The sequence below is a fragment of the Variovorax boronicumulans genome (assembly GCF_019352895.1).
Lineage (GTDB): Bacteria > Pseudomonadota > Gammaproteobacteria > Burkholderiales > Burkholderiaceae_C > Variovorax > Variovorax boronicumulans_A.
The window spans coordinates 1449286-1474205 of the sequence record NZ_JAAAFX010000004.1 but is presented as its reverse complement, the minus strand read 5'-3'; the positions used below and the strand labels follow the sequence as shown (position 1 = coordinate 1474205).

The following is a 24920-nucleotide window of genomic DNA, read 5'->3' as shown; positions in this document are numbered from 1 at the left end:
TGTTGTTGAACCAATTGCGGAAAGGGCCTCCGCCCCGGCGCGGGCGGATTCTAGAAACGGAATGTATTCTTTTTGGTTAACGTTTGTCATCCCGCTGGAAGCAGTTCACGGATCGTGCTGCTTTCTGGCCGACAACCGCGTGGCGGACAGAAACCGTCATGAAACTCAGTAGGTGATGGTTGCGGTGACCGTGTCGCTGTAGATGCCGGCCGGCACGTTCTGACCGGACGGGACCCGCCCGTAGACCGTGCGCGTGTCGAGCGCACCGGTCCCGCTGCCGGCCAGCGTGTCGCCGGCGCTCTGGCCCCAGGGGAGGCTGCGGCCGGTGTCGTGGTACAGGCCGTAGCGCACGTACGAATCGGTGCCGTCGATGCGCATGCGGCGGGTGCCGCTATCGAAGTACTTGCCGTTGTCCAGGCTCAGGGTCCAGGGCGTGCCGCCCCGGCACTGCATGCTCAGCGTGGTCGTGTTGTCGTACACCGCAGCGATCGGGCCGGGGTGGGGGCCGAAGTCGAGGTCTGCCCCCACCAGCAGCGTGCAACTGCGCGGGACCGAGGCCGACACGGTGAAGCCGAAGGGCACGTTGGTGCCGCCACCCGCGCCGCCGGTGGTGCAGGTGTCGGGATACTGGGCGGGCAGGACCAGCAGGGGTTCGTCGAAACGGTAGTCGAGCGCCGTGCTGAGGGTGTAGTCCGCGCTGTAGCTGCCGGCCCAGGCAGCCGACTGTGCGGTGGTGGCCGCGTAGACCGTGATGTTCTGGGTCTTGCCGCCGGCCAGCGTCACGTCGTATTCCATGTCGAGCAGCAAGGCGCTCGGCGTCCCCGTTCGCGTGCCCCAGATCAGGGTGCGGGGCGCGTCCTTGTAGATCTGGAAATTGAGCGAATGCGTGCCCCCGTCGGACATCGTGCGGGGTTGGGTGGCGTTGCCGATGCCCAGGCACATCCGCACCTTGACCCGCGCCAGCGTGGTCAGCGAGATGCGGGTGTCGCAACGCACGGTCAGGGTCGCCGTGGTGGTGCTCGCCGTCCCGGGGTCGGTGATGCTGCCGAAGGCCAGCGGGCTCATGCTGGCGGTGCAGGTGGTCGTCGCCCGGGCAGTCGATGGCGCGGCGAGCGCCACCAGCAGGGTCAGCAGCGCGAGTGCGTAGAGTGCCGAGCGTCGCATCAGGGGCGTGCCTCCGTCAGGCAGGTCAAGGGGCCGATCCGCTGGATGCCGTCGGCCGTGGGCGGCAGCTCGAAGCGAAGTTCGCAGGCGGTGCCGCTGTCGGGCAGCCGGATCCTCAGCCGATTGTGCGTCGGGAGGTCGTCCAGGTAGAGCTCGCCGTCGTAGCCGACGATGGCCTCTGTCGCCGGTGCGCCGCCATCGAGGACGGTGGCACGGCTGCCCATCGGCAGCGGCCGGCCCTGGGCGTCGTGGACCACCAGCAGGGCCGCACGCACGGGGTGCAGCGCGAAGTGCACCAGCGTGCCCGCGCGGTCGCTCGGCGTGGCGTTCTGTTCGGTGTCGCGCACGCGCACGTTGGCCGGGAGGTCCATCGGATCGATGCCGATCCGGTTGTACTGCCAGGCATTGAGGTGCGTCACGAGCAGCCGGCCGTCGGCGTCGGTGGTGCCGACCACGCGGTTCTCCAGTTTCACCGGCACGCCGACCAGCCCGTCGGTGCTGACGACCGCGAAACCGTCGCTGATGTCGCGCGTGGCGAACAGGCCGCCGTTCATCAGGACCAGTGCGCCACTCGCGCTCGCGTAGCCGTAGCTGCTGCCCGCGAAGCTCGCCGCGCCGACGCCGAGGCGGCCGAAACGATTCAGCCAGCTGGCCTCGGCCTGGGCGCCCGGCTGCCCTGCATCGTTGCGCACCTGTGTGCGCCAGCCCACACCGCCATCGCCCTGCACCGGACTCGACACTTCGGCGCTGCTGCCGGTACGGCCGTAGGCGCGCTGCATGGCCGCACTGGCGTACAGGCCATCGTCGAGGCACCAGCTGGCGCCGAAGAAGACCGCCAGGCTGCGACGGTCGTTCAGTTGCCGGGTCAGCGAGGCGCTGAGCGACAGCCGACCGCCGAGCTGGCGCGACCACGAGACGCTGGCATAGCGCGCATCGTCGCCCTGCGGATAGGCCAGCCGCACATAGCTCAGCGCCAGGCTGCCGATCGGCGCCAGGTTCAGGCCGGTGCTGACGCGGTCGCTCACGCTGGCGGGTGGCTGGCCGTAGCGCGAGGCGATGTCGCGGTAGTCGCCGCGCGTGTGCTGCGTGTGGAGGTCGACGAACAGGCTGTTGCGGTTCCATTGGTAGCCCAGTGCCCACTGGTGCCCGCTGTCGGCGTTCAGCGCGCCATGCGCGGCCGAGGCGCGCAGCACACCGGCCGTGCCTTCGGCGCCCAGCAGCCACAGGCCGCCGAGGCCGCCGTTGCGCACGCCGGCACCGCCTTCGGCATGCGCCTCGAGCGTGAGGCGGTCGCTCCAGCCGTGGCGCCAGCTGCTGCTCATGACCGTCGCGCCGTCGTAGGAGAAAGATTTCTGGCCGTAGTCCAGGCGCACCCGGCCGAGCGACGCCGACCAGTCGTTCAGGCCGGCAGCCAGCAGCTGCTGCGTGCCGTAGAAGGGCAGGGTCAGCGTGCGCGTGCGGCCGAAGGCGTCGCTGATCACGATCTGGGCCTGGCCGGCGCCAGTGATGCCAGGCCGGCTGTCGATCGCGAAAGGCCCGGGCGGCACCTGGCCGCTGTACTGCTTGAGGCCGTTGACGTAGAGCTCGACCGTCGATGGCACCGCGACCTCGCCGTAGAAGGCCGGCTGCGGCGTGGTGGCGCGGTAGGGCTGCAGGCTGAAGTCGCTGCCGATGCGCACGCCGCCCATGCGCAGCGCACGGCTCCAGTCGAGCGCGCCGCTCACGCTGTCGCCGAGCTGCAGCGTCAGCATGCGCTCGGGCCAGGCGAACTGCCACTGGGTGTCGAGCCGCACGGATCGGCTGTGCCACGCGTCGCCGCCAGGGCCTTCCGCGCGCAACACGCGGTTGAGCATCGTCTGGCTCACGATGCCGGCGCCGAAGCCGAACAGGCGCGTCTCGTGCGCGGCGTTCCACTGGCTGCCGCCGCGGCCGTGCGAGGCATAGAGGTCGTAGTTGAAGAGCGCGCCGGGTGCCTCGGGGCTCAGCGTCGGCGTGCTGCTGCGCCGGGCGTCGAGCCGGGTCGTGGGCAGCGACAGCAGCGCGATCGGAGCCTGCAATGCCACGCGTTGAAGGCGGCTGTCGAAGGCGATGTCGAGGCCCTGCAGTTCGCTCAGTGCGAGCAGCCGATCGGCCGGTTGTTTGTCCAGTGTGAAACCGAGTTCGCGCAAGGTGCCCGCGGTGGCGTGCAGTTGGCCGTCACGCAGCACGAAGGGCTGCAACTGTGCGCTGGTGCGCTGGTTGAGCGTGACTTCGAGGTAGAGCGCGACGCCGGCCTCCGGCACCGCGACCGGCGCTGCTGAGAAGCAGGGCCCGCACAGCCCCGCCAGCACGGCGACGATGGCGGCGTGCGGGCAGCCCATGCGTGACCGCGTCAGCGCGGGCCGTTGGCCTGCGGCGGCGTGGGTTCGGACGGCAGCAGCGCGCTTTCCTCCAGGGCGCCATTGATTCGCGCCTTGAAGCTGCCTCGGCGCAAGGCGTCGATGCCGCCCGGGCTGGCCACGGGCCAGCGTTTGATTCCGCCCGGGAGCACGTAGCCTGCCAGGCCCTGGCGCAGCACCAGGCGCTTGCCAGCAGGATCGATGAACACCAGGTCGGCGATCTGAACATGTCCGGTGCCCCGGTTCTCGAGCTGGAGTTGCATCTGGCCGCCGCCGTCGACCAGGGTTGCGGTCAGCGGGGCGGGCGTGGCCGGCGCGGCGCGGTCGGCGTCGGACAGCGGCCGCAGGAACATCGGCAGCGAGTAGCGCAGCACGAAATCGAGCCCGGGCCGTGGCGGCGCATTGGCGGCGACCGGCACCGGCAGTTCGTCGACGATCACGCGGTAGCTCGCCTCGACCGTGTCCGGCGGCGGGCCGAGGCGGATCACGCGCACCAGTTGCCGCTCGCCTGGGCCCACCTGCAGCATCGGTGGACTGAGGGTCAGGTCGCGCGTCGGCTCCAGCCGGTCTTCCCCGTCGACCTGGGTCCAGCGGTAGATCCGGACCTGTGCCTGCAGCGGCGCATCGCCGCTGTTGCTCAGCCAGAGCCCGTCGGCGTTCTGGCGCGGCGACAGTGTGAGCGTGACCGGCGCCACCTGCAGGCTGGCGGCGTGGCCGGGTTCGACCACCAGTGCGAGGCCGCACAGGGCGAGCAGGGACAGCGCCCGTGCGGTGGTCGTGTGCATCGTCATGACGGCCGGGCCCTCATGCCTTTGCGAGGGTCAATAGGTGACGGTCGCCACGATGATGTCCTTGTAGCTGTCGGCCGGGAAGTTGGCGCTTGGCACCCGGCCGTAGACCGTGATCGCCTGCTCGGTGCCCAGACCGGCGGAGCCCAGGGTGTCGGGGCTCGCGGCATCGCCCCAGTTCAGCGTGCGCGCGCTGTCACGGTAGAGCACGTAGGGCACCTCCTCGGTGTTGCCGGCCGTGGTGGCCTTCATCTTGCGCGCGGCCGTGGTGGCGCCCGTGCCGTTGCCGACGCCGAGGCCGATGGTGAAAGGCGTGCCCTTGGTGCAGGTCACGCGCAGGGTGCCGGCGTTCTCGATGCTGGTGGCGGTCGACAGGTTCGAGCCGAAGTCCACGTCGCTGGCGGCGGTCGTGAAGTTGCAGGCCTTGGTGATGGTCAGCAGCACGTTGAAGCTGGTGGTCTTCGTGTCGGCGATGGCCGTGGACACGGCACTCAGGGCGACAAGAACGGCAAGCGTGAGTTTGAGCATGGTGTGTTCCCGGACGGTTGAAAAAAGATGACACCGACACACCGAAGGCGTCGAAACGCGTCATCCGGTGCTTGCCCAAATGCTAGGTGGGCAGCGAATCCAGCGGGCAACTCAAAAGAACATGTAAGTGATTGAAACGTTAATTTCGCACCAAGTAGGGCTGGCTTTCCCTTAGACGTGGCGTCGAAGAAACGGCACGCGCGAATGGCCCTTAGGGGCAAAGTATTCATTTCATCCGGGCGACGGTATCGGGCTGCGCTGCATTGAAAATACCGGCACGGCCGCCACCTTCCGACATGGCCACTGCGGCCCCTGTTTCATCTCTCTAGGCTTTTCGAATCCATGACCACCACCGCATCGACCAAACTTCCTTTCCAGGCCGAAGTCGCGCAGCTGCTGCACCTCGTCACGCACTCGCTGTACTCGAACAAGGAAATCTTCCTGCGCGAGCTGATCTCGAATGCTTCGGACGCCTGCGACAAGCTGCGCTTCGAAGGCATCAACAACGCCGCGCTGTATGAAGACGCACCCAACCTCGAGGTGCGCGTGTCCTTCGACAAGGCCGCCCGCACGCTGACCATTGCCGACAACGGCATCGGCCTGTCGAAGCAGGAAGCCATCGACAACCTCGGCACCATCGCCAAGAGCGGCACCAAGGACTTCATGAGCAAGCTCTCGGGCGACCAGAAGGCCGATGCGCAGCTCATCGGCCAGTTCGGCGTGGGCTTCTACTCGGGCTTCATCGTGGCCGACCGCATCACGGTCGAGTCGCGCCGCGCGGGCCTGCCCGCCGACCAGGGCGTGCGCTGGGCCAGTACCGGCGCCGGCGACTTCGAGGTCGACGACATCGACCGCGCGCAACGCGGCACCAGCGTCACGCTGCACCTGCGCGAAGACGCCGAGGACTACCTCAACGCCTGGAAACTCAAGTCGGTGATCGGCAAGTACTCCGACCACATCTCGCTGCCCATCCTGATGGAAAAGGAAGAGTGGAAGGAAGGCGAGAACGATCAGCCCGGCGACATGGTCAAGACCGGCGAATGGGAGCCGGTCAACAAGGCCAGCGCGCTGTGGGCGCGCGCCAAGAAGGACGTCACGACCGAGGAGTACACCGAGTTCTACAAGAACATCAGCCACGACTACGAGGCGCCGCTGACCTGGAGCCACAACCGCGTCGAGGGCAGCACCGAGTACACGCAGCTGCTCTACATCCCGTCCAAGGCGCCGATGGACCTGTGGAACCGCGACAAGACAGCGGGCGTGAAGCTCTACGTCAAGCGCGTCTTCATCATGGACGACGCCGAGGCGCTGATGCCCAGCTACCTGCGCTTCGTCAAGGGTGTGATCGACTCGGCCGACCTGCCGCTCAACGTGAGCCGCGAGCTGCTGCAGGAAAGCCGCGACGTGAAGGCCATCCGCGAAGGCAGCACCAAGCGCGTGCTGTCGATGCTGGAAGACCTGGCGAAGAAGCAGAAGGCCGCGGCGGACAGCGCCGCCGCCAAGATCGATGTGGGCTCGGGCGAGTCGGTGCCGGCACCGGAGCCCACCGAGAGCGATGTGACCGACGTGGTCGACAAGACGGTCACGCCCGCGGCCGAGGCCGCCGCGGAGTTCGCCGCCGATGCGGACGCGGGCAAGTACGCGGCCTTCTACGCCGAGTTCGGCGCGGTGCTCAAGGAAGGCCTGGGCGAGGACCACGGCAACCGCGATCGCATCGCCAAGCTGCTGCGCTTCGCCTCGACCGCCAGCGACGCGCAGACGGTGAGCTTCGCCGACTACAAGGCGCGCATGAAGGAAGGCCAGGAGGCCATCTACTACATCACGGCCGATTCGCTGGCTGCGGCCAAGAACAGCCCGCAGCTCGAGCTGTTCAAGAAGAAGGGCATCGAGGTGCTGCTGATGACCGACCGCGTGGACGAGTGGTCGCTCAACTACCTGCAGGACTTCGACGGCACACCGCTGCAGAGCGTGGCCAAGGGCGCGGTCGACCTGGGTTCGCTGCAGGACGAGGCCGAGAAGAAGGCCGCCGAGGAGGCCGCCGAGAGCTTCAAGCCCGTGCTCGACCGCCTCAAGGAAGCGCTCAAGGACAAGGCCGAGGACGTGCGCATCACCACCCGTCTGGTCGATTCGCCGGCCTGCCTGGTGGTGCAGGATGGCGGCATGAGCACGCAACTCGCGCGCATGTTGAAGCAGGCCGGCCAGCCCGCGCCGGAACTCAAACCCGTGCTCGAAGTCAACGCAGACCATCCGCTGGTCAAGAAGCTGGGGGAATCGGCCCATTTCGAGGACCTGGCGAATATCCTGTTCGACCAGGCCCTGCTGGCCGAAGGCGGCCTGCCGGCGGACCCGGCGGCCTACGTGCGGCGCGTCAACGCGCTGTTGGTTTAAAGAACGCACGAGGCGGCCCGACGGTCGTTTCATCATCGCGAGGGAGCGACCGTCACCATGAAGCCCACCACACGTCTTGCCACTTCCGCCGCTGCGCTGCTCGCGGCCACCCTGCTCGCGGGCTGTGCTGGCGGCGTGGGCATCGGCATCCCGCTGGTGCCCGGCCTCTCGCTCGGCGTCGGCATGGGCTCGGGCGGGCTCGGCACCGGCTGGGGCCCGCTGGGCGCCGGCGTGGGCGTGAACTCGGGCGGGCAGGTCTACGGCAGCGCCGGTGTGGGGGCGAGCACCGGTGTCGGTGGTGGCGCGGCCGTGGGTGCGGGTGTCGGCACCAGCGTGCTGCTGCACGATCCGAACGCGCCGCCGCGCTTCAACGCGGTGCCGCCGGCCGAGCGCACGCTGGGCACGCCGGCCCAGCCGATCGCGCCGTAGAACGTGGGAATGAACCTGCTGCGCACCCCGATCCTGCGCCTGCGGTCCTCACCGCACGCAAGTGCGGCTCCGGTCCTCGACGCGGGCTCGGGGCGCTCGCGACGGTTCCTTCACACGTTCTAGGCCCGTCCTTGGTCGGATGCGAGGGCTTCGCGCATAGTCAGGGTTCCATTCCACTCAAGGACGAAACCATGCCTCTGATCCGCGTCGAACTCTTCGAGGGCCGCACCGTCGAGCAGAAGCGGGCCCTGGCGGCCGCGCTCACCGAAGCCACCATGAAGACGCTCGGCAGCCCTGCCGACGCGGTCGACGTCATGTTCTTCGACGTGCCCCGGCACAACTGGGCCAGCGCGGGCGTGCTGTCCAGCGACAAGGCGGGCGCGCCGCCGGTGCCCGCCGCGGCCCGCCCTCATGCGTAGAGCGGCTCCTCGTCCATCGACTCGCACTGGTCTTCCAGCATCTGGATCTGCCCCTTCCAGTAGTCGCTGGTGCCGAACCACGGGAAGTTGATCGGGAAGATCGGGTCTTCCCAGCGCCGCGCCAGCCAGGCGCTGTAGTGGATCAGCCGCAAGGTGCGCAGCGGCTCGATCAGCGCGAGTTCGCGGCGGTCGAAGGAGCGGAACTGCTCGTAGCCGTCGAGCAGGCCGCTCAGCTGGCCGGTGCGCTGCGCGCGGTCGCCCGACAGCAGCATCCACAGGTCCTGCACCGCGAAGCCGCTGCGCGCGTCGTCGAGGTCGACGAAGTGCGGGCCGCCGTGGGGGCGGTCGGTCGGGGTCCAGAGGATGTTGCCCGGGTGCACGTCGCCGTGCAGGCGCAGCTTGCGCAGTTGCGTGTCGGTGGCGGTGGGCGAGAGCGCGGTGGCCGCGATGCGGTCGAGCGCGGCGTTGCAGGCGGTTTCCCAGGCGCGCTGCACGTCGAGCGGCACCTTGTCGTGGCCCAGCAGCCAGTCGCGCGAGGCGATGCCGAAGCTCTGCAGGTCGAGCGCCGGGCGCGCGACGAAGGGCCGGGCCGCGCCGATGGTGTGGATGCGCGCCAGGAAGCGGCCCACCCATTCGAGCACCTCGAAATCGTCGAGCTCGGGCGAGCGGCCGCCGCGGTAGGGGCTCACGCTGAAGGCGAAGCCGTCGTGGTGGTGCAAGGTGCGGCCGTGCACCTCGATCGGTGGCACGGCGGGCACGTCGGCCGCGGCGAGTTCGAGCGCGAAGGCGTGCTCCTCGAGGATCTCGGCCGTGGTCCAGCGTTCGGGCCGGTAGAACTTGACGACCACCGACGCATGGGCGGCCGGCTGGTCGAGGAACACCTGGTAGACGCGGTTTTCGTAGGAGTTGAGGGCGGTCAGCCGCCCGTCGCCGTGCAGGTCGAGCGTGGCCAGCGCGTCGAGCACCACGTCGGGCGTGAGGCTCTCATAGGGATGGGTGTTGGCGGGCGCACTGGAAGAGGTCATGCGGCGATTGTCGCCACACCGACCCCCGGGGCGATCACTGCCCGCCCGGTTGCGTGTAAAGCGAAAGGATATGGCCGACGCGCGGGTCGCCCTGGCCCGCCAGCACCTGCGCGTAGGCGGCCTGCACCGCCTCGCCGCCGTCGTGGTGTTCGGCGCGCAGCCAGGGCTGGCGCGGGTCGCTCACCGTGGCGAGGAAGTCGTGCCAGGCGGCCACCATGCGCCGACCGAATTCGTCGGCGCCCCATTCGGCGCTGCGCTTCTGGATCTGCGCGGGCGCGAAGAACAGCGTGGCGCGCGGGCCGGGCAGGTCCTTGCCCGCGCCCTTGGCCGAGAGCTGCTCCACATGGGTGCCGCCGATCGAGCTGCTGTAGCGCAGATCGGTGAAGCGCGTGTGGATCGCCGTGCGCAGCGCGCCGTTGCCTGCGAAATCGATGTAGACGCAGGGCGTGTCGGCCGCGATGGCGTCGAGCGCGTCGTAGCGCAGGACGCGGTGGTAGCAGCCCAGGCTCTCGCAGAAAGCCACGTTGGCGGCCGAGGTGAGGCCGACCACCTCGATGCCCTGGCGCTGGTGCAGCTGGAAGGCCGTGCCGTAGGCGGTCTTGCTGGAGGCGCTGGACAGCAGCAGGGTGCGGGCGCCGAAGAAGTCGTTGTCGGCCATGAAGTCGTCGATCAGCCACGAGGTGATGAACAGCGGCCGCAGCAGGGCCTGCAGGTCCTCGGTGTCCGCGGTGTAGAGCGGATCGGCGTTGCAGCGGAAATACTGGTTGTAGACGGCCGGCAGTTCGGCGCGGTGCGGCGCCGCGTCGGTGAAGCGCGCGGGGGAGAGCCGGTCGGGGCTCAGCACCGTGCCCGACGCCATCGGCCAGTAGCCGTAGAGGCGCTCGCCCACCGCCACGCCGGGGTGCAGCGACTGCACCACGCTGGCGAACCCCCACACCGGGATCTGGCCCCAGCCCTCTTCCCCGGCGGGGAAGAACTGCCAGTAGCGCATCGCGTCGCCGAAGGCGGCGTAGGTGATGTTGTTGGACGTCAGCGCGAAGCGTTCGATGCGCACGCGCCCCTGGCCATCGGCCAGGGGCTGGTCGTCGGCGGTCTGCAGGCGCGTGGTGGCGAGCTGGTCCTTGCGGACCTGGAAGCGGGTGGTGCTGCTCATGGGGGCGATCTCCACGGGGCGTGATGAGGGGAGTCGCCACGTTAGCGAGGCTGGGTGAAAGGCGCTATCGCGTGGCGTGTCCGGGCGTCGCCCGCGAGACAGGCGCGACCATGAAAAAAAGCGCCCCGGCTTGTGGCCGGGGCGCTTCGTCTTGGCGAGGAACGCGAGATCAGACGATCACGAGTTCGACGTCGATGTTGCCGCGGGTGGCGTTCGAGTAGGGGCAGACCTGGTGCGCCGTGTCGACCAGCTTCTTCTTCGTCTCGGCGTCGAGGCCGGGCAGGGTGATCGACAGTTGCACCGAGATGCCGTAGGCCGCGCCGCCATTCGTCGGGCCCAGGGAAACCTTGGAGTCGATGGCCACGTCGTCGGGCACCTTGACGCTGATCTTCGGGCCCACGGCCTTCATCGCGCCGATGAAGCAGGCGGCGTAGCCGACCGCGAACAGCTGCTCGGGGTTGGTGCCCGGCTTGCCCGAACCTGGCGAGCTCAGCTGCACGTCGATCGCGCCGTCGCTGCTCTTGCCTGCGCCATCGCGGCCGCCGGTGGTGTGGGCTTCGGCGGTGTAGAGAACCTTGTCGAGTTTGGTGGTCATGGTCGTTCCTTGAAGAGGAGGTGGGAAAAATGCTTCCGAAAGAAGAAGCGGTGGGATGGAAACAGGTGGGTGGCTACGCGGCCTTGATGCGGTCGCGCAGGGTCTGGATCTGCTGCGTCAGCGCGACGAGTTCGGGCACCGAGCACTGGGCCGCGGCCATCAGACAGGCGGGCACATCGGCGGCGCGCGCTTTGAGCCGGCGGCCGGCCGACGTGAGGGTGATGCGCACACGGCGCTCGTCGGCTGCATCGCGCATCCGCGTCAGGTAGCCGTTGGCCTCGAGGCGCTTGAGCAGCGGCGTGAGCGTGCCCGAATCGAGCGACAGGCGTTCGCCGAGCTCGGACACCATCTCGCCGTCGCGTTCCCACAGCGCGAGCATCACCAGGTACTGCGGATAGGTGAGCTGCAGCTTCTCGAGCATCGGCTTGTAGAGCCGCGTCATGGCCAGCGAGGTGGAGTACACGGCGAAGCACAGCTGGTTGTCCAGCTTGAGCATGTCGTCGAGGGTGGGGGCGGAGCGCATGGCTTGAACTATAGCGAACAATTGAATTGTGTGCAAAGTAATCGCCCAGATGCCGGCAGGGTTGAAGCGAGGGCGTCATAGCGCCGTCATGCAGCGCCGCCTCTGGTCGAGGGGCGGCGCTGCAGGCGAACTCAATGGCCCATCAAGGCCTTGGCCACCGCGTGGAAGGCCGGCAGCGTCAGCGGGTCGTTGCCGGCGTTGGCGGCGATCGGGTGCGCGGCATAGCGCACGATCACCATTTCGGCCTTCGGGTCGACATAGATGCTCTGGCCGTGGATGCCGCGCGCCATGTAGGCCTGGTGCTCGTTGTGCGTGATCCACCACATGTCGCGGTACGACCAGCCGGGCAGCAGCGCATAGCCGGCCTTGGCGAAGTCGGCCTTGCTCGCGCCGCGCGTGATGTCGGCCACGGCGGCCGCGGGAATCACCTGCTGCCCGTTGGCCCGGCCGCCGTTGCGCATCGTTTCGCCGAAGCGGGCCAGGTCGCGCAGCGTGGTGTTGAGGCCACCGCCGCCCGATTCGGTGCCGATGCGGTCGACCATGAAGTAGGCGTCCTGCTCGGCGCCGATGCGGCGCCAGATCTTCTCGCTCATCAACTCGGCCAGCGACTGGTTCGATGCGCGCCGCAGGATCCAGGCCAGCACCTCGGCGTTGACTGTCTTGTAGGCGAAGGCTTCGCCGTGCGCGCCTTCCTTCTGCAGCGTCTGGAGGAAGTCGTAGAAGGTCTTGGGCCCGGTGTAGCCCGGTGCCTGCGCGAGCATGCCGCCGGCGCGTGCGTAGTCCCAGATCTCGGCTTTGGGATCGGCGTAGTTCTCGGAGTACTTCACGCCGATGGTCATGTCCATCACCTGGCGCACGGTGGCGTCGCCGTAGGCGCTGTCCTTGAGTTCGGGAAGGTATTTCGTGACCGGGGCGTTGGGGTCGAGCCGGCCCTCGGCCGCCAGGATCGCAGCCAGCGTGCCGACGAAGGATTTGGTCACCGACATCGCCAGGTGCGGCCGTTCGGGCGTGAGCGCGCCGAAGTACTTCTCATAGACCACCTGGCCGCGGTGCAGCACCAGGATGCCGTCGGTGTAGGTGCGCGTCACCATCTGGCCGAAGTTCATCGTCTCGCCGCCGATCGCCTGGAAGCTGATGCCATCGAGGTCGCGCGGCGCCGCAGGCAGGGGCGACCCCGCGCCGCTGCCGCGCCACACGTTGGCCGTCGGCACCGTCTCGCGCACATGCGAGAAGGTCCAGCGGTTGCGGGGGAAGACACCGCCCACGCCGTTCTCGAAGACGATGAGCTTGTCGGGCGGCGGCGGGAAGCCCTGCATCCAGCCCAGCGCCTCGACCGAGGTCGCCGCGGGATCGGGCAGCTTGGGCGGCGGCGTCTGTGCACTGGCGATGTTCATCGCGAACAGTGTGCCAGCGGCCAGCGATGCCGCGCGGCGCAGGAGGGATGGAACAGGCATGGGTGGGTCTCCTCTGTTGAAAAACCTGCGGGTGGGGCGAGCGGTGCGGATGCCGTCGCCCGGGTGTCTCAGCGGCCGGTGAAGCGGGCCGGTCGGCGCTCGATGAAGGCGCGCACGCCCTCGGCGGCGTCCTCGCTGCTGGCCAGGCGCTTCTGCGTGTCGATGAACTCGGCCACCGCGGCCATCGGCCCCTGCTCGACGGCCTTGAGCACGTTGAGCCGCGTGGCGATCACCGCCTGCGGTGCCTGGGCCGCGATCTGCTGGGCGATGCGCAGGGCTTCGCCAAGCTCCTCGCCGGCCGGCATCACGCGCTGCACGAAATTCAGCCGCAGGGCTTCGGCGCTGCCGAACTCGTCGGCCGTGAGCAGGTGCAGCATCGCGTTGCCCAGCCCCGCGCGCTCGGCCATGCGCAGCGTCGCGCCGCCTGTGGCCATGATGCCGCGCTGTACTTCGAGCTGCGAGAAGCGGCAGTTGTCGGCGGCGATCACGATGTCGGCGCCCAGCATGAGCTCGATGCCCACGGTGAAGCAGATGCCCTTGACCGCCACCACCATCGGCTTGGTGCGCCGGCGATAACCCTCGAGCCCGAAGTCGTGCGGCTCGACCATGCCCTTGGGCACGACCTTCTCGCCGCGCTGCATGAATTCGGAAAAGGCCGGCAAATCGAGCCCGGCCGTGAAGTGATCGCCGAACGCATGCAGCACGCCGACGCGCAGCGACGGATCGTCGTCGAGCCGGGTGTAGGCCTCGGCCATTTCGCGGAACATGCGCGGCGTCCAGCCGTTGCGCTTGGCAGGGCGGTTGATGCCGATCAACAGCACATGGTCGAGGACCTGCGTGTCGATGCATCCTTCGGGCGGCGGGGTGGTGCCGGTGGCGATCATTTCTTGTCTCCTGTCTTTTTGTTCTTCCTGCGCTCTATCTTCTCTTATCGCGGAACACCGCGGAACCGGCTTTGCCGGGCCGCCGGTGTGGCCCCCTGGAAAGGGGGAAGGGCGCCGCCACACGAAGCGGGCCAGCCCCTCGGGGGTCAGTAGGTGTAGACGCCTTGGCCGGTCTTGCGGCCGAGTTGGCCCGCAGCGACCATTTCCTTCAACAGCGGGCAGGGGCGGTACTTCGAGTCGCCGTACTCCTCGAGGTAGACCTCCATCACGGCCAGGCACACGTCCAGGCCGATCATGTCGGCCAGGGCCAGCGGGCCGATCGGCTGGTTGGTGCCCAGCTTCATGCCGGCGTCGATGTCCTCGGCGGTCGCGATGCCTTCGGACAGCACGAAGAAGGCCTCGTTGATCATCGGCACCAGGATGCGGTTGACCACGAAGCCCGGTGCGTTCTTCACCGTGATGGGCGACTTGCCCAGGCGCACCGCCAGTTCCTTGACTGCGTCGTGCGTGGCGTCGCTGGTGAGGTAGCCGCGGATCAGTTCGACCAGCGCCATCATCGGCACCGGGTTGAAGAAGTGCATGCCGATGAAGCGGTCGGCGCGCGAGGTGGCGGCCGCCAGCTTGGTGATCGAGATCGACGAGGTGTTGGTCGCGATGATCACCTCGGGCGCCAGCAGCGCATCGACCTGGCCCAGGATCTTGAGCTTGAGCGCGTGGTTCTCGGTGGCGGCCTCGATCACCAGCTGCGCGCCCTTGAGGTCGTCGTAGTTCGTCGAGCCCTGGATCAGCGCCAGCGCGGCGGTCTTCTGCTCGGCCGTGAGCTTTTCCTTCTTGATCAGGCGGTCGAGGCTGCCGCCCACGGTGGTCAGGCCCTTGTCGACCGCGGCCTGCGAGATGTCGACCATCACGACCTTGACGCCTGCGACGGCGCACGCCTGTGCGATGCCGTTGCCCATGGTTCCGGCGCCGATGATGCCGACGGTTTGAATGCGCATGCGAGAACTCCAAAAAATGCAGAAAGAGGATGGGTGGAATGCTAACGAGGCGGCACGCTGTCGGCGGTCGCGTTCGTGCCATGGCCTGGAGGGCACCCGGTTGCAGGGATACATTGTCGTCGGCGGGCACGACGTCCGCACCCCTCGCCCCATGCTCCACCTCAGCGACCAGATCTCGATCCTGCCCGCCCCACCCGCGCAAAGCGACCAGCCGCCGCGCTGTGAACTGCGCATCGACGGGCGCGCCACCGGGCTGTGCCTGTCCGGCGTGGTGCTGGAAGCCGCGCTCCGGTGCGACGCGGGCTGGCTGCTGTTCCTCACCGACGACGTGCCGTTCGAGGACATGCTGAGCATCCATCTGCTGAACCCCGCGGGCACGTTGCGGCTGGACTCGGCGCGCATCGGCAGCGCCTATGCCACCGGAAACTTCCGCGCATTGCAGATCCAGCCGCCGGACACCCTGGCGTTCCACTTCATGGGCGGCACGCCCTGGAGCGTGCAACTGCTCGCCGTTCCCGCCTGGCGGCTGCCCTTCGTCGGGGAGCCTGCCGGCGTGCATCGCCCCTTCGGTTTCCTGCGCCGATTCGTCGTGCGCGGCGCGCCGCGGCCAGCGCCGCGCTGAGGCAGGCACAGCGCTACGATGGCAACCCTCGACACCCTCTCATCGTTTGCACCATGACCACCCTCGGCACCCCCCTGTCCCCCTCGGCCACCCGCGTGATGCTGCTCGGCTCCGGCGAGCTCGGCAAGGAGGTGCTGATCGCGCTGCAGCGCCTGGGCGTCGAGACCATCGCGGTCGACCGCTACGAGAACGCGCCGGGCCAGCAGGTGGCGCACCATGCGCGGACCATCACGATGAGCGATCCGGCCCAGCTCAAGGCGCTGATCGAGGCCGAGCGCCCACACCTGGTGGTGCCCGAGATCGAGGCCATCGCCACGCCGATGCTGCAGGAGCTCGAAGCCGCGGGCGTGGTGCGCGTGATCCCGACCGCGCGCGCCGCGCGGCTCACGATGGACCGCGAAGGCATCCGTCGCCTGGCGGCCGAGACGCTGGGCGTGCCGACCAGCCCCTACAAGTTCTGCGATTCGCTGGCCGAGCTGCAGGCCGCCATCGATGCCGGCATCGGCTACCCCTGCATCGTCAAGCCCGTGATGAGCAGCTCGGGCAAGGGCCAGAGCAAGATCGACGGGCCCGCCGACGTGCAGAAAGCCTGGGACTACGCGATGGCGGGCGGCCGCGTGAGCCACGGCCGCGTGATCGTCGAGGGCTTCATCGACTTCGACTACGAGATCACGCTGCTGACCGTGCGCGCGCCCGACGCCCAGGCGGCGGTGCAGACGCACTTCTGCGAGCCCATCGGCCATGTGCAGGTGGGCGGCGACTATGTCGAGAGCTGGCAGCCGCATCCGATGTCGCCGGTCGCGCTCAAGAAAGCACAGCAGATCGCGCGCGCCGTGACCGACGACCTGGGCGGCCAGGGCCTGTTCGGCGTCGAGCTCTTCGTCAAGGGCGAGGAGGTCTGGTTCAGCGAAGTCAGCCCGCGCCCTCACGATACCGGCATGGTGACCATGGCCACCCAGTGGCAGAACGAGTTCGAGCTGCACGCGCGCGCGATCCTGGGCCTGCCGGTCGACACCACGCTCAAGAGCGCCGGCGCCAGCGCGGTGATCTACGGTGGCGTCGACGCCACCGGCATCGTGTTCGACGGCGTGGCCGATGCGCTGTCGGTGCATGGCGTCGACATCCGCCTGTTCGGCAAGCCCGAGAGCTTCGTCAAGCGCCGCATGGGCGTCGCGCTCGCGCATGCAGCCGATGTCGACACCGCACGCGCCAACGCCAAGGAAGCCGCCTCGCGCGTGAAGCCGCGCCAGGCCTGATCCACCCCTCCATCCACCCCCCGGAAGAGAGCGTCCCATGCTGCATCCCCAGGCCCGTGCCCTGCTCGATCTGATGAAGGAACGCGGCGTGCCGCCTACGCACACGCTCTCGCCGGCCGAGGCCCGCGCCACCTACCGCGAGCGCCGCACCTTCACCCAGCCCGATGCGCCCGAGGTGGCGGAGGTCCGCGATCTGCAGGCCGAGGGGATTCCCTTGCGGCTCTACCGGCCGCTGGGTTCGGTGCCCGGTGCGCTGCTGCCGGTGCTGGTGTACTTCCACGGCGGCGGCTGGGTCATCGGCGACCTCGAAACCCACGACGTGCTGTGCCGCGGCCTGGCCAACGGCGCGGGCTGCGCCGTGGTCGCGGTCGACTACCGCATGGGGCCCGAGCACCGCTTTCCTGCGGCCGTGGACGATGCCCTGGCGGCCACACGCTGGGTGCATGACCACGCGGCGTCGCTGGGCCTGGATGCGCAGCGGCTCGCCGTGGGCGGCGACAGCGCAGGCGGCAACCTCGCGGCCGTGGTCGCGATCGCGGCGCGCGATGCGGGCGACCTGCCGATCGCCTTCCAGCTGCTGATCTACCCGGCCACCGACATGCGGCGCGGCCAGCCCTCGCACAGCACCAACGGCGAGGGCTACCTGCTCACGCGCGATACGCTGGCCTATTTCCACGACCACTACATCGACGACGCTCGGCACGACCTCGACTGGCGCGCTTCGCCGCTGCTGCACACCGACCTGTCTCGGCTGCCGCCCGCACTCGTGCTCACGGCCGGCTACGACCCGCTGCGCGACGAAGGCCTAGCCTACGCGAATGCGCTCGCCGCGGCCGGCAACCGCACCAGCTACGTCTGTTTCGAGCGCCAGATCCACGGTTTCCTGCCGATGGGCCGGGTGCTCGACGAAGCGAACACCGCGCTCGCGCTGTGCGCGGCCGAACTGCGGCGCGCCTTGCAGGCCTGATTTCTAGGTGCCGGCCTTGGCGCGCCGGCCCTTCGCGGCCGGGCGCAGCCCATGGATCACATGGTCCGCGAAGGCCGCGGCGATCGCGTCGCCACGGGTCTCGCCCTTCTCGGTGAACCAGCGGTTGATGTTGTTGATCGCGCCCATGAAGAAGAACACCGCGAGCTTGGGATCGCAGGGCGCGATCGCGCCCTCGTCGATGCAGCGCGTGACCAGCGCGCGCAGCTGCGTGTCGACCACGCGGCGGCGCTGCTGGATCAGCGCGTGGTGCTGCGCGGTCATCGAGTAGTACTCGGTCAGCACCACGCAGGTGCCGAGCTCGCTGGTCATCTTGCGGATGTAGCGCTCGACGAAGTCGCGCAGTGCATCGAGCGCCGCGGGCTGCTCGGCCTCGGCTTCGGCCAGCGCCTCCTCGGCCATGCCGATGGCCAGCCGATGGCATTCGTAGAGGATCTCGTGCTTGTTCTTGACGTAGCGGTAGAGCGCGGGCTTGGTCACGGCCAGCGCGTTCGCGATGTCGTCCAGCGTGGTGTTGTGGAAGCCCTTGACGCCGAAGGTGCGGCCGGCGGCGGCGATCAGCGCGCGCTTGCGGATCTCGCGCGGGTCGGGCGTGCCGGCCAGCGCATTGTTCCAGCGCGGCGGCTTCGGCGGGGTTTTGACTTTGGACGTGGAGGCCATGGATGCAGGGGATTGTGGGCCAAGCGCGCAACGGGTCTGCCCGCTTGACGAGGCGCCTTGTCGTTCCTATATTAACGACAAGTTACTGCAGAGTAACTTTCATTGACCTCAAAGAAACGAGCGGGTGCGGACCTCCCGCGCACCGACTTCCTCCGGAGACAAACCATGGCATTCCTTCGTTCACTGTGCCGCTCCCTGTGTGTGGGCGCCGCGCTCGTTCCCTGGGCGCTCGCGGCCAACGCGCAAGCGCAACCGACGCTCAAGATCTCGCACATCGACACCTTCTCGGGGCCCACCGCCTCGACCGGTGTCACGGTGGCCAAGACGCTGCTCTATGCGGTGGACCTGATCAACGAGCGTGGCGGCGTGCTGGGCCGCAAGCTCGAGGTGGTGCCGATGGACAACGCGGGCGATCCGGCCAAGGCGATCTCGATGCTCAACAGCACCATCGACCAGAAGATCAGCTTCATGGTGCAGGCCGGCAACTCGGGCATCGCGGGCGCGCTCGAGGGCGCGGTGGAAAAGCACAACGCGCGCAACCCCGATTCGCGCGTGCTCTACCTCAACTACGGCTCGGCGCTGCCCGAACTGACCGGCGAGAAGTGCAGCTTCTGGATGTTCCGCTTCGAGGCCCACCAGCTGATGAAGATGTACGCCATCGCCGACTACGTGAAGCAGAACCCGCAGATCAAGAAGATCTACCTGATCAACCAGGACTACGCCTTCGGCCGCCAGGTCAGCGCCGACGCACGCGCCATCATCGGCAAGGCGCGGCCCGACGTGCAGTTCGTCGGCGACGACTTCCATCCCTTCGGCAAGGTCAAGGACTTCTCGCCCTACGTGCTCAAGATCAAGCAGTCGGGCGCCGACACGGTGCTCACCGGCAACTGGGGCAACGACCTGTCGCTGCTGGTGCGCGCGAGCAAGGAGTCGGGCTCGAACGCGCGCTATGTGACCTACTACGGCGGCCTGTTCGGCGTGCCCACCTCGATCGGCGCCGCGGGGGAAGACACGGTGTTCCAGATCTCGTCGTGGCACCCCAACGTGCCGGTCGAGGACAAGCAGCCGGCCCTCGAGAAATACCAGCGCGACTTCAAGGCCAAGTACGGCGAGGACCTCTACTACACCTCGATCCTGGTGCAGATGGACATGCTGGCGCGCGCCATCCAGAAGGTGGGCAACACCACCGACCTGGTGAAGATCGCGCAGGCGCTCGAAGGCATGGAGTACGACTCGCCCTTCGGCAAGATCCAGATGCGCAAGGAAGACCACCAGGCCACGCATCCGCTCTACATCAACCAGCTGGTGAAGGGCGTCAAGTACGACGCCGAGGGCCTGGGCATGGGGTGGAAGACGGTGGCGAAGATACCGGGGCCGGTCACAGAACTCCCCGTGAACTGCCAGATGAACCGTCCGGGCGCATGACCCGCCCCCGTCGCGCCTGTGGCGCTTCCCCCTCGAAGGGACGACGCCCCCGGCCTGGCAGAGCCAGTGCCGTGGTGTCCCTGGACTTTGGCCTTGGCGGTGTCATGCCTCGTGCTTCGTGCGACGGTGTGAGGGAGGCCTGAGATGCCCGTGCAAGACATGCGTTCGACGATCGCAGACAAGGTGGCGGTGGTCACCGGCGGCGCCTCGGGCCTGGGCGCGGCGACCGCGCAGGCGCTGCGGGCGGCCGGTGCCCGTGTGGTGCTGATCGACCGCGATGCGGTGGCGGTCGAAGCGGCGGCGGCTCGCCTCGGCGCCACCGGCTTCGCGGCCGACGTGGCCGATGCCGAGGGCATCGAGGCCGTGTTCGCGCAGGTCGAGGCGCGGCTGGGCCGCACCGCGCTGCTGGTCAATTGCGCGGGCATCGCCGACCCCGGCAGCGTGGTGCGCCGCGGCGTCGCCATGCCGCTGGCCGCCTTCCGCCGTGTGGTCGAGATCAACCTGCTGGGTGCGATCAACTGCATCCGCTGCGCGGTGCCGCAGATGATCGAAGGCCGCACCGGCGACGCCGAGGCCGGCGTGATCGTCAACACCGCCTCGATCGCGGCCTTCGACGGCCAGATGGGGCAGGCGGCCTATGCGGCCTCGAAGGGCGGCGTGGCCGGCATGGTGCTGCCGCTGGCGCGCGAGCTGGGCGAACACGGCATCCGCGTGATGGGCATCGCGCCGGGCGTGTTCGAGACGCCGATGACGCTCAACCTCGCGCCGAAGTCGCGCGAGGTGGTGTTCGCGGCCGTGCCGCCGTTCCCCAAGCGGCCGGGCCGGGCCGACGAATTCGCGGCGCTGGTGCTGGCCATCGTCGCCAACCCGATGCTCAACGGCGAGGTGATCCGCCTCGACGGCGGGCTGCGCATGCCGGCCCGCGTCTGACGCGGGCGCTTCAAGATAGAGAAGAAAAGGACACGATGCAGATCGACCAAACAGTGGCCGTCGTCACCGGCGCGGCCTCGGGCCTGGGTCGTGCCACGGTGCAGCGGCTCGCGGCGCAGGGCGCGCGCGTGGCCGCGATCGACCTGGCCGGCGCGCCGCTCGACGCCCTGGCGAAGGCGATGCCGCAGGTGCTCGCGCTCGGCGGCGACGTGTGCTCCGACGCCGGCATGGAAGCGGCCTTCGCCCAGCTGCGCGACGCGTTGGGCACGCCGCGCATCCTGGTCAATTGCGCCGGCGTGCTCGGCCCCGCGCGCGTGTTCCGCACCGACAAGGCCACGGGCAGGGTCGTGCCGCGCGAACTCGACGTGTTCCGCCGCGTGATCGAGGTCAACCTGGTCGGCACCTTCAACACCATCCGCCTGTTCGCCGAAGGCCTGAGCAGCGACGATGCGGCCGACGGCGAGGACCGCGGCGTGATCGTCAACACCGCCTCGGTGGCCGCCTACGAGGCGCTGTCGGCGCAAACCGCCTACGGCGCGTCGAAGGCCGGCGTGGCCAGCATGACCTTGCCGCTGGCGCGCGAGCTCGCGCGCTTCGGCATCCGCGTGATGGCGATCGCGCCCGGCACCTTCGAGACCGGCATGTACGAGGTGGTGCCCACCCACACCCGCCGCACGCTGATCGACGACGTGCCCTTCCCGCCGCGCCCGGGCCGGCCCGAGGAGTTCGCGCACATGGTGCAGGCGCTGATCGAGAACGGGATGATGAACGGCTCGGTGGTGCGCATCGACGGCGCGGTGCGCATGCGCGAACCCACGGCACCGCGCGAAGCGAGGCCGCAGCCATGAGCGACGCACTGCGCCTGGAGGCGCTCTACGGCGACCGGCTCGTGCCCTGCTACGCCGAGCGCTCGCGCAACCTCGACGCGATGCTGCGCGCCTCGGTGGCCGCGCGCGGCGAGGCGCCGGCGATCGAGGACGGCGAACGCACCCTCAGCTACAAGCAGCTCGACCGCCTGGCCGACCGCGTCGCCAGCGGCTTGCTCGCGCTGGATGTGAAAGCCGGCGACCGCGTGGCGCTGTTCGTGGGCAACCGCGCCGAATTCGTGGTGCTGCTGGCCGGCCTCTGGCGCCTCGGCGCGATCGCGGTGCCGATCGGCGTGCGGCAGAGCGCGCCCGAGCTGGCCTACATGCTCAACCAGTGCGGTGCGGCGGCGCTGGTGTTCGACGCCTCGCTGGCCGACCGGCTGCCGCCGCGCGAAGAGATCACGGGCGTGCACTGCCGGGTGTGCATCGAGGAAGCCGGTCACCCCACGGATGGGCTGACATACACCGGACTGCTGGCCGGCGGCAACGACGCACCCGTGGCGGCCGGCTTCGCCGACACGCAGCCCGCCTGCATCATGTACACCTCGGGCACCACCGGCCACCCCAAGGGCGCGGTGCTGTCGCACCTGGGCTTCTTCCACACCGCGCGCCACTACGTGCGGCGCTTCGGCTACACGGCCGACGACCGGCTGCTGCTGACCATCCCCGGCTCGCACATCTCGGGGCTGCTGGCGGTGGTCGTGGTCGCGCTGCAGGTGGGCGGCTGCCTGGTGCTGCAGCGCCAGTTCAACGCCGGCGAGACGCTGGCGCTGATCGAGGCGCGCCGCGTGAGCGCGGCGGTGATGGTGCCGGCCATGTACAACCTGTGCCTGTTGCATCCGGAGTTGCCGCAGCGCGATCTCTCGTGCTGGCGCATCGGCCATTTCGGCGGCGCCGCGATGCCCGAGGTCACGATCGCACGGCTGGCCGAGGCGCTGCCGGGCCTGGCGCTCTACAACGGCTTCGGCGCCACCGAGACGACCTCGGCCGTCACGCTCACCGAGCGCGGCGATGCGGCGCGCCACCCCGACACCGTGGGCACGGTCGTGCCCTGCGTCGACATCCGCGTGCTCGATGCCGACGGGCTCGAGGTGGCGGTCGGTGCATCGGGCGAGCTGTGGATCCGCAGCCCGGGCAACGCCATCGGCTACTGGGCCAATGCCGAGGCCACGCGCGCGTCCTTCGTGGCCGGCTACTGGCGCTCGGGCGACATCGGCAGCATCGATGCCGAGGGCTTCGTGCGCGTGTTCGACCGCCTCAAGGACATGATCAACCGCGGCGGCTTCAAGGTCTACTGCGTGGAGCTGGAGAACGTGATCCAGCGCCATCCCGGCGTGGTCGAGGTGGCCGCGGTCGCGAGCCCGTGTGCGGTGCTGGGCGAGCGCATCCATGTGTTCGTGCACGCGACCGAGGCGATCGACACCGAGGCGGTGCGCGCGCTGTGCCGCCGCATGCTGGCCGACTACAAGACGCCCGACTTCGTCACGGTCAGCGCCACGCCGCTGCCGCGCAACCTCAACGGCAAGCTGGTCAAGGCACCGCTGCGCGCCCAGGCGCGCGAGGCGGCCGTGCAGCGCCACGCCACCCCTTCCTCAGAAAGACGCGCATGACATCCTCCCCTGTCTACATCCTCGGCGGTCACCAGACCGACTTCGCGCGCAACGCCGCGCGCGCTGGCGACGGCCTGTTCGAACTCATGCGCGAAGCGGTGCAGGGCGCGCTGGCCGATGCACGGCTCGACGCGCGCGACATCGAGGCCGGCCACGTCGGCAATTTCGTGGGCGAGCTGTTCACCGGCCAGGGCCAGCTGGGCGGCATGCTCGCGGCCATCGACCCGGGTTTCGACGGCACGCCCGCGGGCCGGCACGAAGCGGCCTGCGCTTCGGGCAGCATCGCGCTGCTGGCCGCGACCGCGGAGATCGAATGCGGCCGCTACGACTGCGTGCTGGTCACCGGCGTGGAGCTCGAGCGCAACGTGCCCGGCGCGGTGGCGGCGCAGCACCTGGGCGCGGCCACCTGGGTCGGCCAGGAAGGCGAGGGCGCGACCTACGTCTGGCCGCACATGTTCCATCTGGTGGGGCAGGAATACGAGCGGCGCTTCGGCCTGAAGTACGAACACCTGGCGCGCATCGCCGAGATCAACATCGGCAACGCGCGCCGCAACCCCTTGGCGCAGACGCGCGGCTGGCTGTACACCGACGCCAGCTTCACCGCCGACGACGAGGCCAACCCGGTGATCGAAGGCATGATCCGGCGCCAGGACTGCGGCCAGGTGACCGACGGCGCCGCGGCCGTGGTCCTCGCCTCGCCGCGCTTTGCGAAAGCCTGGGCTGCACGCCAGGGGTTGTCGCTCGAAGCGCTGCCGCGCATCGCGGGCTGGGGTCACCGCACCGCGCACCTGCAGCTCGCGCCCAAGCTGCAGGCCAGCGCGGGCCAGCCCTATGTGTTCCCGCATGTGCGCGAGGCGATCCAGGGCGCGTTCCGGCGCGCGGGCGTGGCCGACGTCTTCGCGCTCGACGGCATCGAGACGCACGACTGCTTCACCACCACCGAGTACATGGCCATCGACCACTTCGGCCTCACCGCGCCCGGCCAGAGCTGGCGCGCGATCGAGGACGGCACCATCGCCCACGGCGGCCGCCTGCCCATCAACCCCAGCGGCGGCCTGATCGGCCTGGGCCACCCGGTCGGCGCCACCGGCGTGCGCATGGTCCTCGACGCCGCCCGCCAGGTCACCGGCCGCGCCGGCGCCTGCCAGGTCGAAGGCGCCCGCCGCTTCGCGACCCTGAACATCGGCGGCAGCGCCACCACGGTCGTGAGCTTCGTCGTCGAAGCGAGCTGAACGCAAACAAACCATCCCGCCCCAAAGCAGAAAACCGCCCGAGAGGGCGGCTTTCTTGTTCGTGAGACACCGCGGAACCGGCTTTGCCGGGCCGCTGGTGTCGCCCCCGGAAGGGGGAGGGGCGAAGCGACACGCAGTGCGCGAGCCCTTGGGGGAGAGCCAAGTACTACCGCGGAACCGGCTCTGCCGGGCCGCCGGTGTCGCCCCCCGGAAGGGGGGAGGGCGAAGCGACACGCGGTGCGCGAGCCCCCGGGGGAGAGTCATTCCTCTACGAAGGCTTCCTCGCGCTTGGCCTTGATCGACGGCAGCAGCACGATGCCCAGCAGCAGCACGGCGGCGACCAGCAGGCCGGCCGACAGCGGCCGCGTGACGAACACGCTCCAGGTGCCGCGCGACAGCAGCAGCGCACGGCGCAGGTTCTCTTCCATCATCGGGCCCAGGATGAAGCCCAGCAGCAGCGGCGCGGGTTCGGCCTTGAGCTTGAGGAACAGGTAGCCGATGAAACCGAACAGGCCCACCATCCAGACGTCGAAGGTGTTGTTGTTGGTCGAGTACACGCCCACTGCGCAGAACAGCACGATGGCCGGGAACAGGAACTTGTAGGGCACCGT

General features: G+C 69.1%; 24 protein-coding genes. 11 read left to right on the top strand and 13 right to left on the bottom strand.

Annotation, left to right across the window (positions count from 1 at the left end; genetic code table 11):
• Positions 1-165 precede the first annotated feature (165 nt).
• The 4 genes from K0H49_RS08255 to K0H49_RS08240 are packed head-to-tail and all read right to left on the bottom strand — an operon-like array spanning position 166 to position 4858.
• Positions 166-1164 (bottom strand): Csu type fimbrial protein, encoded by a 999-nt coding sequence (locus K0H49_RS08255; RefSeq protein WP_219211052.1) that lies wholly within the window; start codon positions 1162-1164, stop codon positions 166-168.
• The gene (locus K0H49_RS08250) at positions 1164-3524 is read right to left on the bottom strand and encodes a fimbria/pilus outer membrane usher protein (protein ID WP_219211050.1); all 2361 of its coding nucleotides are present in this window, start codon (positions 3522-3524) and stop codon (positions 1164-1166) included. The genes K0H49_RS08255 and K0H49_RS08250 overlap by 1 nt, the downstream gene beginning before the upstream one ends.
• An 11-nt stretch (positions 3525-3535) precedes the next feature.
• Entirely contained in the window at positions 3536-4333 is a 798-nt protein-coding gene (locus K0H49_RS08245; RefSeq protein ID WP_219211049.1) for a fimbrial biogenesis chaperone, read from the bottom strand.
• A gap of 30 nt (positions 4334-4363) precedes the next feature.
• Positions 4364-4858: a Csu type fimbrial protein gene (locus tag K0H49_RS08240; RefSeq protein ID WP_219211046.1), complete on the bottom strand. Its 495-nt coding sequence runs from the start codon at positions 4856-4858 to the stop codon at positions 4364-4366.
• Positions 4859-5200: 342 nt separating this feature from the next.
• On the opposite strand from K0H49_RS08240, the gene htpG reads away from it, so the two are divergent.
• The 3 genes from htpG to K0H49_RS08225 all read left to right on the top strand — a co-directional run bounded on the left by htpG (position 5201) and on the right by K0H49_RS08225 (position 8094).
• Positions 5201-7246, top strand: coding sequence for a molecular chaperone HtpG (htpG, locus tag K0H49_RS08235; RefSeq protein WP_219211043.1), 2046 nt, complete (start codon positions 5201-5203; stop codon positions 7244-7246).
• A gap of 57 nt (positions 7247-7303) precedes the next feature.
• Positions 7304-7675 (top strand): hypothetical protein, encoded by a 372-nt coding sequence (locus K0H49_RS08230; RefSeq protein ID WP_257624630.1) that lies wholly within the window; start codon positions 7304-7306, stop codon positions 7673-7675.
• 191 nt (positions 7676-7866) lie between these two features.
• On the top strand, positions 7867-8094 hold the full coding sequence (locus K0H49_RS08225; RefSeq protein WP_219211041.1) for a 4-oxalocrotonate tautomerase: 228 nt from the start codon (positions 7867-7869) through the stop codon (positions 8092-8094).
• On the opposite strand, the gene K0H49_RS08220 is transcribed toward K0H49_RS08225, so the two are convergent.
• The 7 genes from K0H49_RS08220 to K0H49_RS08190 all read right to left on the bottom strand — a co-directional run bounded on the left by K0H49_RS08220 (position 8085) and on the right by K0H49_RS08190 (position 14723).
• Positions 8085-9119, bottom strand: coding sequence for a serine/threonine protein kinase (locus K0H49_RS08220; RefSeq protein WP_219211039.1), 1035 nt, complete (start codon positions 9117-9119; stop codon positions 8085-8087). The genes K0H49_RS08225 and K0H49_RS08220 overlap by 10 nt on opposite strands.
• Before the next feature lie 34 nt (positions 9120-9153).
• Positions 9154-10272 (bottom strand): DUF2855 family protein, encoded by a 1119-nt coding sequence (locus K0H49_RS08215; protein ID WP_219211037.1) that lies wholly within the window; start codon positions 10270-10272, stop codon positions 9154-9156.
• A gap of 169 nt (positions 10273-10441) precedes the next feature.
• Positions 10442-10867 carry an organic hydroperoxide resistance protein gene (locus tag K0H49_RS08210; RefSeq protein ID WP_219211035.1) on the bottom strand — a complete coding sequence of 142 codons (426 nt, stop codon included), beginning with the start codon at positions 10865-10867 and terminating at the stop codon, positions 10442-10444.
• A 73-nt stretch (positions 10868-10940) separates the two neighbouring features.
• A complete protein-coding gene (locus K0H49_RS08205) occupies positions 10941-11390 on the bottom strand; it encodes a MarR family winged helix-turn-helix transcriptional regulator (protein WP_219211033.1) in 450 nt (149 codons plus the stop codon).
• A gap of 131 nt (positions 11391-11521) precedes the next feature.
• The gene (locus K0H49_RS08200) at positions 11522-12844 is read right to left on the bottom strand and encodes a serine hydrolase domain-containing protein (RefSeq protein ID WP_219211031.1); all 1323 of its coding nucleotides are present in this window, start codon (positions 12842-12844) and stop codon (positions 11522-11524) included.
• Positions 12845-12912: 68 nt separating this feature from the next.
• On the bottom strand, positions 12913-13728 hold the full coding sequence (locus K0H49_RS08195) for a crotonase/enoyl-CoA hydratase family protein (RefSeq protein ID WP_219211029.1): 816 nt from the start codon (positions 13726-13728) through the stop codon (positions 12913-12915).
• Positions 13729-13874: 146 nt separating this feature from the next.
• The gene (locus K0H49_RS08190) at positions 13875-14723 is read right to left on the bottom strand and encodes a 3-hydroxybutyryl-CoA dehydrogenase (protein ID WP_219211022.1); all 849 of its coding nucleotides are present in this window, start codon (positions 14721-14723) and stop codon (positions 13875-13877) included.
• Positions 14724-14874: 151 nt separating this feature from the next.
• Between K0H49_RS08190 and K0H49_RS08185 the strand changes: the two genes are divergently transcribed.
• The 3 genes from K0H49_RS08185 to K0H49_RS08175 are packed head-to-tail and all read left to right on the top strand — an operon-like array spanning position 14875 to position 17568.
• A complete protein-coding gene (locus tag K0H49_RS08185) occupies positions 14875-15345 on the top strand; it encodes a hypothetical protein (protein WP_219211021.1) in 471 nt (156 codons plus the stop codon).
• Positions 15346-15398: 53 nt separating this feature from the next.
• Positions 15399-16601, top strand: coding sequence for a formate-dependent phosphoribosylglycinamide formyltransferase (gene purT / locus K0H49_RS08180; RefSeq protein ID WP_219211020.1), 1203 nt, complete (start codon positions 15399-15401; stop codon positions 16599-16601).
• A 37-nt stretch (positions 16602-16638) separates the two neighbouring features.
• Positions 16639-17568 carry an alpha/beta hydrolase gene (locus K0H49_RS08175; protein ID WP_219211014.1) on the top strand — a complete coding sequence of 310 codons (930 nt, stop codon included), beginning with the start codon at positions 16639-16641 and terminating at the stop codon, positions 17566-17568.
• A gap of 3 nt (positions 17569-17571) precedes the next feature.
• Here the strand turns inward: K0H49_RS08175 and K0H49_RS08170 are convergent, their stop codons facing one another.
• Positions 17572-18246, bottom strand: a complete 675-nt coding sequence (locus K0H49_RS08170; protein ID WP_219211013.1) for a TetR/AcrR family transcriptional regulator — start codon at positions 18244-18246, stop codon at positions 17572-17574.
• 165 nt (positions 18247-18411) lie between these two features.
• Between K0H49_RS08170 and K0H49_RS08165 the strand changes: the two genes are divergently transcribed.
• The 5 genes from K0H49_RS08165 to K0H49_RS08145 all read left to right on the top strand — a co-directional run bounded on the left by K0H49_RS08165 (position 18412) and on the right by K0H49_RS08145 (position 24309).
• A complete protein-coding gene (locus K0H49_RS08165; protein WP_219211011.1) occupies positions 18412-19671 on the top strand; it encodes a branched-chain amino acid ABC transporter substrate-binding protein in 1260 nt (419 codons plus the stop codon).
• A gap of 144 nt (positions 19672-19815) precedes the next feature.
• Entirely contained in the window at positions 19816-20601 is a 786-nt protein-coding gene (locus K0H49_RS08160; protein WP_257624629.1) for an SDR family NAD(P)-dependent oxidoreductase, read from the top strand.
• 35 nt (positions 20602-20636) lie between these two features.
• Positions 20637-21449, top strand: coding sequence for an SDR family NAD(P)-dependent oxidoreductase (locus tag K0H49_RS08155; RefSeq protein WP_219211009.1), 813 nt, complete (start codon positions 20637-20639; stop codon positions 21447-21449).
• Positions 21446-23077, top strand: coding sequence for a class I adenylate-forming enzyme family protein (locus K0H49_RS08150; RefSeq protein WP_219211008.1), 1632 nt, complete (start codon positions 21446-21448; stop codon positions 23075-23077). The genes K0H49_RS08155 and K0H49_RS08150 overlap by 4 nt, the downstream gene beginning before the upstream one ends.
• A complete protein-coding gene (locus K0H49_RS08145) occupies positions 23074-24309 on the top strand; it encodes an acetyl-CoA acetyltransferase (protein ID WP_219211006.1) in 1236 nt (411 codons plus the stop codon). Before K0H49_RS08150 ends, K0H49_RS08145 begins: the two co-directional genes overlap by 4 nt.
• A 260-nt stretch (positions 24310-24569) precedes the next feature.
• On the opposite strand, the gene K0H49_RS30530 is transcribed toward K0H49_RS08145, so the two are convergent.
• On the bottom strand, positions 24570-24920 hold a 351-nt coding region (locus K0H49_RS30530; protein ID WP_257624628.1), incomplete at its 5' end, for a tripartite tricarboxylate transporter permease.

Bases quoted from the DNA above. Each gene is read 5' to 3' on its own strand.
- K0H49_RS08210 (WP_219211035.1), bottom strand. From the start codon at position 10,867: ATGACCACCAAACTCGACAAGGTTCTCTACACCGCCGAAGCCCACACC.
- K0H49_RS08200 (WP_219211031.1), bottom strand. From the start codon at position 12,844: ATGCCTGTTCCATCCCTCCTGCGCCGCGCGGCATCGCTGGCCGCTGGC.
- K0H49_RS08240 (WP_219211046.1), bottom strand. From the start codon at position 4,858: ATGCTCAAACTCACGCTTGCCGTTCTTGTCGCCCTGAGTGCCGTGTCC.
- htpG (WP_219211043.1), top strand. From the start codon at position 5,201: ATGACCACCACCGCATCGACCAAACTTCCTTTCCAGGCCGAAGTCGCG.
- K0H49_RS08160 (WP_257624629.1), top strand. From the start codon at position 19,816: ATGCCCGTGCAAGACATGCGTTCGACGATCGCAGACAAGGTGGCGGTG.
- K0H49_RS08175 (WP_219211014.1), top strand. From the start codon at position 16,639: ATGCTGCATCCCCAGGCCCGTGCCCTGCTCGATCTGATGAAGGAACGC.
- K0H49_RS08150 (WP_219211008.1), top strand. From the start codon at position 21,446: ATGAGCGACGCACTGCGCCTGGAGGCGCTCTACGGCGACCGGCTCGTG.
- K0H49_RS08145 (WP_219211006.1), top strand. From the start codon at position 23,074: ATGACATCCTCCCCTGTCTACATCCTCGGCGGTCACCAGACCGACTTC.
- purT (WP_219211020.1), top strand. From the start codon at position 15,399: ATGACCACCCTCGGCACCCCCCTGTCCCCCTCGGCCACCCGCGTGATG.
- K0H49_RS08195 (WP_219211029.1), bottom strand. From the start codon at position 13,728: ATGATCGCCACCGGCACCACCCCGCCGCCCGAAGGATGCATCGACACG.
- K0H49_RS08170 (WP_219211013.1), bottom strand. From the start codon at position 18,246: ATGGCCTCCACGTCCAAAGTCAAAACCCCGCCGAAGCCGCCGCGCTGG.
- K0H49_RS08185 (WP_219211021.1), top strand. From the start codon at position 14,875: ATGCTCCACCTCAGCGACCAGATCTCGATCCTGCCCGCCCCACCCGCG.
- K0H49_RS08255 (WP_219211052.1), bottom strand. From the start codon at position 1,164: ATGCGACGCTCGGCACTCTACGCACTCGCGCTGCTGACCCTGCTGGTG.
- K0H49_RS08190 (WP_219211022.1), bottom strand. From the start codon at position 14,723: ATGCGCATTCAAACCGTCGGCATCATCGGCGCCGGAACCATGGGCAAC.
- K0H49_RS08215 (WP_219211037.1), bottom strand. From the start codon at position 10,272: ATGAGCAGCACCACCCGCTTCCAGGTCCGCAAGGACCAGCTCGCCACC.
- K0H49_RS08220 (WP_219211039.1), bottom strand. From the start codon at position 9,119: ATGACCTCTTCCAGTGCGCCCGCCAACACCCATCCCTATGAGAGCCTC.
- K0H49_RS08205 (WP_219211033.1), bottom strand. From the start codon at position 11,390: ATGCGCTCCGCCCCCACCCTCGACGACATGCTCAAGCTGGACAACCAG.
- K0H49_RS08225 (WP_219211041.1), top strand. From the start codon at position 7,867: ATGCCTCTGATCCGCGTCGAACTCTTCGAGGGCCGCACCGTCGAGCAG.
- K0H49_RS08165 (WP_219211011.1), top strand. From the start codon at position 18,412: ATGGCATTCCTTCGTTCACTGTGCCGCTCCCTGTGTGTGGGCGCCGCG.
- K0H49_RS08245 (WP_219211049.1), bottom strand. From the start codon at position 4,333: ATGACGATGCACACGACCACCGCACGGGCGCTGTCCCTGCTCGCCCTG.
- K0H49_RS08230 (WP_257624630.1), top strand. From the start codon at position 7,304: ATGAAGCCCACCACACGTCTTGCCACTTCCGCCGCTGCGCTGCTCGCG.
- K0H49_RS08250 (WP_219211050.1), bottom strand. From the start codon at position 3,524: ATGGGCTGCCCGCACGCCGCCATCGTCGCCGTGCTGGCGGGGCTGTGC.
- K0H49_RS08155 (WP_219211009.1), top strand. From the start codon at position 20,637: ATGCAGATCGACCAAACAGTGGCCGTCGTCACCGGCGCGGCCTCGGGC.